Origin of the sequence: Acinetobacter sp. YH12132, assembly GCF_013418645.1 — a bacterium.
GTDB classification, from domain to species: Bacteria; Pseudomonadota; Gammaproteobacteria; order Pseudomonadales; family Moraxellaceae; genus Acinetobacter; species Acinetobacter indicus.
In genome coordinates this window covers 46,629-53,485 of the sequence record NZ_VPBR01000014.1, presented here as the reverse complement: position 1 = coordinate 53,485, position 6,857 = coordinate 46,629, and the positions used below count along the sequence as shown (strand labels likewise).

Genomic DNA, 6,857 nt, shown 5'->3' with positions numbered 1-6,857 from the left:
GCTCATGAAATACGGTATTCTGATGTGACAAAACCTGAATCCTGGTCGTTAAAGTGTTTGTTTGCACTCATATTTTAACTGTTAGGACTCAGGTTTTTTATTTAAAGCAAACTATGGGACAGCAGTGGTGGCAAGCCACCTCTTTTTTGGTTCAGCACTTAGAAGTTATAACGTGCCATTACACCAATACGATTATCTTTACCTGTTTGGCCATCAGCTGTTTCACGTTCACCGTAAACATATTCAGCACCCAAGGTAATTGGTTGTACCGGGTTATACATGACATTTAACCAGCCTTGCTGTAATTCGTCATTTTCTTCACCTACAGCATCATCAAAGAAGACTGCACCATAACCTAATGTACTACGAAGTTTTGGTGTAATTTTCAAAGTAGCGCCTAAAGTAAATGCATCAAATTCTTTTAAGTCGATGTCATTACCATCTACTGAATAACGCTCATTCCCATTGGTGTATAGAATAAACTTGTCATCACCCGTTACATGAGAGTAGTCGGCATTTAAAGTTAAGGTTTCAGTTGGTTTAAAGTTTACACCCGCAGCCAAGCCCCAGCCAAAATCTGTTTCGTCAGCTACATCACGCGCACGAACTTCCTGGACCAGCGCTCGACCTGTCAGCGTACCTGCACCTTCAGCAAATTTATGTGCAACTTTTGCGGTTGCTGCCGGCAGTCTGTTATCGTCATGTCCTTTTTCTAAACCAACAAAATAAGTCGTGTCTGCATTAATTTTGTCGCTATAACGCACTTGTGGTGTACGGTAAGTACCAATACCGAGTGGTGAGTTAAAGTCCAGCATTTCAGGTGTAGTTTCACCGGAAAGGAAGGATGAAGTGGTTTGACCCAATAACCAGTTGTCCATAGTTAAGTAAGCGTGGCGAATACGTACGCTGTCATTAGTACCACGGAAATCAATCTCAATTTTACCGCCGACATCTTTCCCTGCGACTGGACCTTTAAAGTCTAAACCAAGGCGTGTAGTGGTTGCGGTTGAATCAAAACGGTCTTCAGTTGCGTTATTGTCATCGCCCAAGCTAACGGCGTGGATACGGTTAAAAATTCCATTACCACCTTCAATTTGATACGCAGCATCCCCACGCACAAAACCGTACAGATTGACTTCAGCACCACCTTTCGACTTTAAGGAAAATGGTGAAGCCGATTTTGCTGCAGGTGCCGGTTGCGCCTGAACTTGCTGGATCTGGACTTGTTGCTGTTGCTGAACCTGTTGCTGCTGTTGAATTAAAGCTTTGAGTGCTTGTACTTCCTGGCGTAATTCTTGAATTTGTTGTTGTTCAGTGCTTGCTGCCTGTACCGTAGAGGCCATTGCTGCTGTAATTGCGACCGCTAATGTTTTTGTGATAAGTGAAGTTTGGATTTTACGATCCATGGGTTTCTCCAGAGTAAAAAATAATGCGCATCCGTGCTCTTTTAAGACATTTTAAATACTGACTCAGATGGCAAGCATCCCTGATTTAAATGTCATTTAATCATCACACTTTTGCTATTTATCAAATAATTAAAAGTCTTATTGATAAAGAATTACACAAAACTGTAATCGTTTTATGCTTTCAATCTAACAATTAATTTATTTTATTAAAATCACTTTTAACGTATAAGGATAAAGGACTGATCAATTTTTCTAATTCTCATTTGCAAAAATATCGAATTATCATGGTTTTATCGAAAAGCAAAAGTTACCCACCCGGTTAAATATTAGACTATTGTATATAGCAACAGTTGATTAGAACATAAACATTTTAAGGGATTTTTCATGGATAAAGGACTAGTACAACTGGTCGATCAGGCCATTAGCTCGCGTCATTCAGTGCGCGCCTTTTTAGATCGGCCGGTCGATCCGCAAATGATTAAAGATATTCTAAGCGTGGCCAGCCGCGCACCATCCGGCACCAATATTCAGCCGTGGAAGGTGTATGTAGTGACCGGTCAAAAGCGTCAGGAACTCATTGATCGGGTCTGTCAGGCACAAACTGAACTGTATTTGCATCCTGAACGTGCGGCCGATTATCAGGCCACCTTTTCCTATTATCCGGAACAATGGTTCTCGCCGTTTATTGAGCGGCGCCGTGAAAATGGCTGGGGGCTGTATGGCCTGCTCAATATTGAAAAAGGCGAAAAACAGAAGATGGCCGCGCAGCATCTGCGTAATTTTCAGCTGTTTGATGCACCGGTAGGCCTGTTTTTCACCCTGCATCGTGACCTGGAAATTGGTTCGAAAATGGATCTTTCAATGATGATGCAAAACGTGATGATTGCCGCCAAGGCACGCGGGCTGGACACCTGCCCACAAGCAGCCTGGAATAGTTTTCATCGTATCGTGCTGGAGGTCTTAAATGCCCCGGCCGATGAAGAACTGGTCTGTGGTATGGCCTTGGGTTATGCCGATCCTGAGCATATTGTAAATAGCTTTATTACCCCGCGCGTACCGGTCGAAGAATTTGCCGTATTTGTAGAATAATTGTTTAGCTACGGCCCTCACGCTGCAACAGCTGAAAGAGCAAAGAAGAAAACGCTCTGGTTTCTTCTTTTTTCTTTTTTTAAAGATAAATCTGGTTTAGGCAGTTTTTAATTTCCGCTCCCGATGCATAATGTACATCGCACTCCCCCCAATCAGAATAAACAGTAGCATCACACTGCCCATATTTAATAAAGCATCCCAGATCAGCACATTCAGCATTAAGCCGCCAATTAAACCGCAGCTAAATTGCATACTGCCCATAATCGCGCTGGCTGTACCGGCACGGGCGCCCTGCTCCGACATTGCCAACGCCATGGCATTGGGGCCGGTAAAACCAATTCCGGCCACGGCTAAAAACAGCCCGGCAAAAACCACAGCAATCGGCGCATGGCTCATCAGCCCGGCGATGACCAGAATTAGCGCACCAGTACCCTGCACCGTACCGCCTATTTTTAAACGGGTCATTAAAGAGCTGCTAGTTGCCAAATGCTTGTTTAAGGTCGAGGCCAGCATAATGCCGACGGCATTGGCACCAAAGGCAATCGAAAACTGCTGCTGGTTCAGGCCATAACCATCCATCAGAACGGCGGCAGAACTGCTGATATAACAGAACATCGCCCCGCCGGTAAAACAGCCAGCGATCATCGGTAAATAAAAACTGCGGTCCTTAAAAATCGCCAGATAGAGGGTCAGTACCTGATAGAAATTCAATTTCAGACGGCGCTCTGGCGGCAGGGTTTCCTGAAAGAAAAAATGAACACACAACCAGCAAACTAAACTCATGATGGCCAGACAGACAAAAATCGCCTGCCAGTCAAAAAAGCTCAGGACGATGGCCCCCAGACCCGGCGCAATAATGGGCGCAATGGCGGTCACAATCATCATGCTGGAAAAAGCCTGCGCGGAGGCCTGCATATCCAGCCGGTCACGAATTGCCGCACGGGCAATTACCACCCCAACACAGCCCCCTAAGGCCTGCAACACCCGCGCCGCAATCAGGCTCCATTCATCCTGGGCATAAACACAGAGCAGACTGGCCAAAAAATACAGTCCCAAACCAAAATACAGTGGGGTTTTACGGCCAATCCGGTCACTTAAAGGACCATAAATTAACTGTCCAATTGCCAGGCCCAGAAAATAAGCCGGCAGACTGTTGGCCACCATTTGCGTGCTGACGCCAAAATCATCTGCCATTTGAGGCAAGGCCGGCAGATACATATCAATTGATAGCGGACCAAGCGAGGTCAGCAAAGCCAGCAGTAAAATCCAGGAAGATGGATACTGCTGCTGCGGGCTTGCACTGGCATGGGAATCGGACATATTCATATTTCTTTTTTAAATGACTGATTTAAAGACAAGGTACACAGTCCATAGTATTATTTCAGAGTACTGAAAGTGAAGTTTCACATAATTGCTGCCCGCTGCATAGCATCTGGCTTCGTTTAAGGAACAGTCTTGAAATCCTGGCTCACACGTCTCAAACACTTTGCCTACAACACGGCCTTTATCTATAACATCCGGATGATGATCGCCTTTGCCGGCACCGCCTTTGTTCCTTATCTGCTCGGCTATCAGCTGGCCACCATTCCGCTAACCTTGGGCGTGGTCGCAGCCGGTTTAAGCGATATTGATGACCGCTTCTCTTTAAGAATCCTGAACCAGACTTATACCTATATCGGCTTTTTTATTACCGCCGCCTCCATTCAGCTGCTGTTTCCACATCCGGTGCTGTTTGCCATTGGCCTGATTATCTCCTGTATCGGCCTGATTCTGCTTGGTTCTCTGGGCCGGCGTTATGCCACCATTGCCTATGGCTGTCTGGTGATTTCGGTTTATGCCATGCTCGGCGTGGACCTGTTTGAAGACTGGTACACCCAGCCAGCCTTGCTGGTGGTTGGTGCAGTCTGGTACGGGCTGATTTCCACCATCAGCTTTTTACTGTTTCCGGTACGGCAGCTACAAGACAAACTTTCGCAAAGCTATGCCTCGTTAGGCGATTTCCTGTTTGCCAAATCCAATCTGTTTGATGTCGATATGACCCCCGGCAGCTATCAGCAAAGCCTGATTGACCTGTCAATGGAAAATGGCAAGCTGATTGGCCTGTTTAATGAACTGAAAACCGCGCTACTGACCCGTTTAAAAGGTGACCGTGGCCAGAAAGACACCCGCCGCAGCCTGCAGTATTATTTTATTGCCCAGGATATTCATGAACGCGCCGACTCCGCGCATATTGACTATCAGAAACTGGCCAAAATTTTTGAGCACAGCGACATCCTGTTCCGTTTCCAGCGCATTCTGGCGATTCAGGGCAAAGCCTGTAAAGATTTAAGCGAAAGCATCCTGAAGCGTGAACCCTATATTCACAGCAAACGCTTTAAACATGCCTTTGAGAACCTGAAACATTCGCTACAAAAGCTGCGCAGCGAACAGCAGTATGATCAGGTCTGGGTCAATGCCCTGTTTGCCCTGTATCAGAACCTTAAATCTATTGACGCGCAGTTACGCAACCTGGAAACCGAGCGTTATATCAAGCTGGATAAAACCAAACATATTGAAAACCAGCTTAAAGATGATGACCTGAAAGGCTGGGATGATATGGTCATCCGCATCAAGCAGCATTTAACTCCGGAATCGGTGCTGTTCCGGCATGCCATTCGATTATCGGCGGTGCTGCTGATTGGCTATATTTTTGTCCAGGTCACCAATATTGAATACGGCTACTGGATTTTACTGACCGCACTGTTTGTGACCCAACCCAACTTTAACGCCACCAAACGCCGCTTACGCCTGCGGATTGTCGGCACCCTGGTCGGGATTCTGGTCGGTTATAGCATCTTATATTTTATTCCGTCGGTCGAAGGTCAGCTGTTGCTGCTGGTAGTCAGCGGAATTCTGTTCTTTGAATTACGCAGTAAGCAGTATGCCCAAGCCACCGCCTTTATTACCATTCTGGCGCTGATTAACTTTAACCTCGATGGCATGGGCTTTGCCGCCGCCCTGCCGCGTATGATTGATACTTTAATTGGCTGTGCACTGGCCTGGTTTGGCGTCAGCTTTATTTTCCCGGACTGGAAATTCCGCCGTTTACCGCGCACCATTCGCCGTGCCTTAAATGCGCAGTGTGATTATCTGACCGAAGTGATCGAGCAATACAAAACCGGGCGCAATAACGGCCTGACCTATCGCGTGGTACGCCGTGCAGCGCATAATACCGATGCCGAACTGGCCTCGCTCATTTCTACCCTGGCCACTGAACCGGATTTTGATGCCTCGCAAAAAGCCCAGGCTTTTGAATTGCTGTGCCTGAATCATACCTTTATCAGCTATATTGCCGCGCTGGGGGCACACCGGGAAAAAATTGAAGATCCGGAGATTTTAACCCTGCTGGATAAAGCGTTGGAAGATATTCGCGGTGCCTTGCTGAACGATGAAGTACCGGATCTGTCTTCGCAAAATATGCTGCATACCATCCGGCAGCGTTTAAGTCAAAATCATCAGGAAGATCAACAGGGATTGATTATTTTGCAGCAGTTATCGCTGATGCTGACCATCCTGCATCAACTGAGTCAGCTAAAGCAGAGTTTAAGCCATGACCGTGATCAGGATGCCACCGAACTGGCCTCGTTATAATTCGGATGATTTTGCAACAATAGACTCCTGAAATGCTGTAATTAATGCTAAACTTTTCTGAGTTTGAAATTTGTTAGTTCCACTATGACCGCGAAAAATTTATACGCTTATACTTTACAGCCTGTGAACTACGACATTAGCGAAGCCGAGCAGCGTCATGCCCAGCTTTTAATTTGGCGTAGCACCAACAAAATTGGCACCAAAGCCTGGGCGATCATGGGCATTATTACGGCCCTGTCTATTCTGGGGATTATCCTGATCAAGAACTATTCCACCATTTTCTGCTGGGTAGCTCTGGTCTGTGTGGTGCTGTACTTCCTGATCCGTAAATTCGGTCTGGAATGGTATGCCAAACGCAAAATGAATGAATTTCCGGTACAGGAAATTAAAGGCATCCGTCTGGGCGTGCAACCGCACGGCATCATCATGCGTCAGCAAATGGGCCTGCAAGAAGGCATGGGCGCGATTAGCTGGAAAGATATTTATGAATGGTATTCTACCCCGGATTTCATTCTGGTGAACTTTACCGTCAAAGGTCAGCAAGGCGCTTATATCTTGCCAAAACGTCTGGATTCTAAAAACTTTTCTTTTAAAACCATTCGTAAGCACCTGCTTGAATCTGTAGGTGAGCCAAAACAGCTTTAAGCCTGTAAGCTCAAAAAAACCTCCACCCTGCTGGAGGTTTTTTTATCCGGTTTGTACCAATCTAAATGATAATGAGAATAAATATTA

5 protein-coding genes are annotated in these 6,857 nt (G+C 46.1%); 3 read left to right on the top strand and 2 right to left on the bottom strand.

Annotated elements, in window-relative coordinates; all coding sequences use genetic code 11:
• Positions 1–158 precede the first annotated feature (158 nt).
• Positions 159–1,406 (bottom strand): DcaP family trimeric outer membrane transporter, encoded by a 1,248-nt coding sequence (locus FTU67_RS11985; protein ID WP_005179502.1) that lies wholly within the window; start codon positions 1,404–1,406, stop codon positions 159–161.
• Between the two features lie 384 nt (positions 1,407–1,790).
• On the opposite strand from FTU67_RS11985, the gene FTU67_RS11980 reads away from it, so the two are divergent.
• Entirely contained in the window at positions 1,791–2,495 is a 705-nt protein-coding gene (locus FTU67_RS11980) for a nitroreductase (RefSeq protein ID WP_005179503.1), read from the top strand.
• 96 nt (positions 2,496–2,591) lie between these two features.
• Here the strand turns inward: FTU67_RS11980 and FTU67_RS11975 are convergent, their stop codons facing one another.
• Positions 2,592–3,815, bottom strand: a complete 1,224-nt coding sequence (locus tag FTU67_RS11975; protein WP_180061778.1) for a multidrug effflux MFS transporter — start codon at positions 3,813–3,815, stop codon at positions 2,592–2,594.
• A gap of 135 nt (positions 3,816–3,950) precedes the next feature.
• Between FTU67_RS11975 and yccS the strand changes: the two genes are divergently transcribed.
• Complete coding sequence (gene yccS / locus FTU67_RS11970; RefSeq protein ID WP_180061777.1) at positions 3,951–6,125, top strand: YccS family putative transporter; 2,175 nt, start codon at positions 3,951–3,953, stop codon at positions 6,123–6,125.
• Positions 6,126–6,209: 84 nt separating this feature from the next.
• Positions 6,210–6,770, top strand: coding sequence for a YcxB family protein (locus FTU67_RS11965; RefSeq protein ID WP_005179510.1), 561 nt, complete (start codon positions 6,210–6,212; stop codon positions 6,768–6,770).
• Positions 6,771–6,857: the final 87 nt, after the last annotated feature.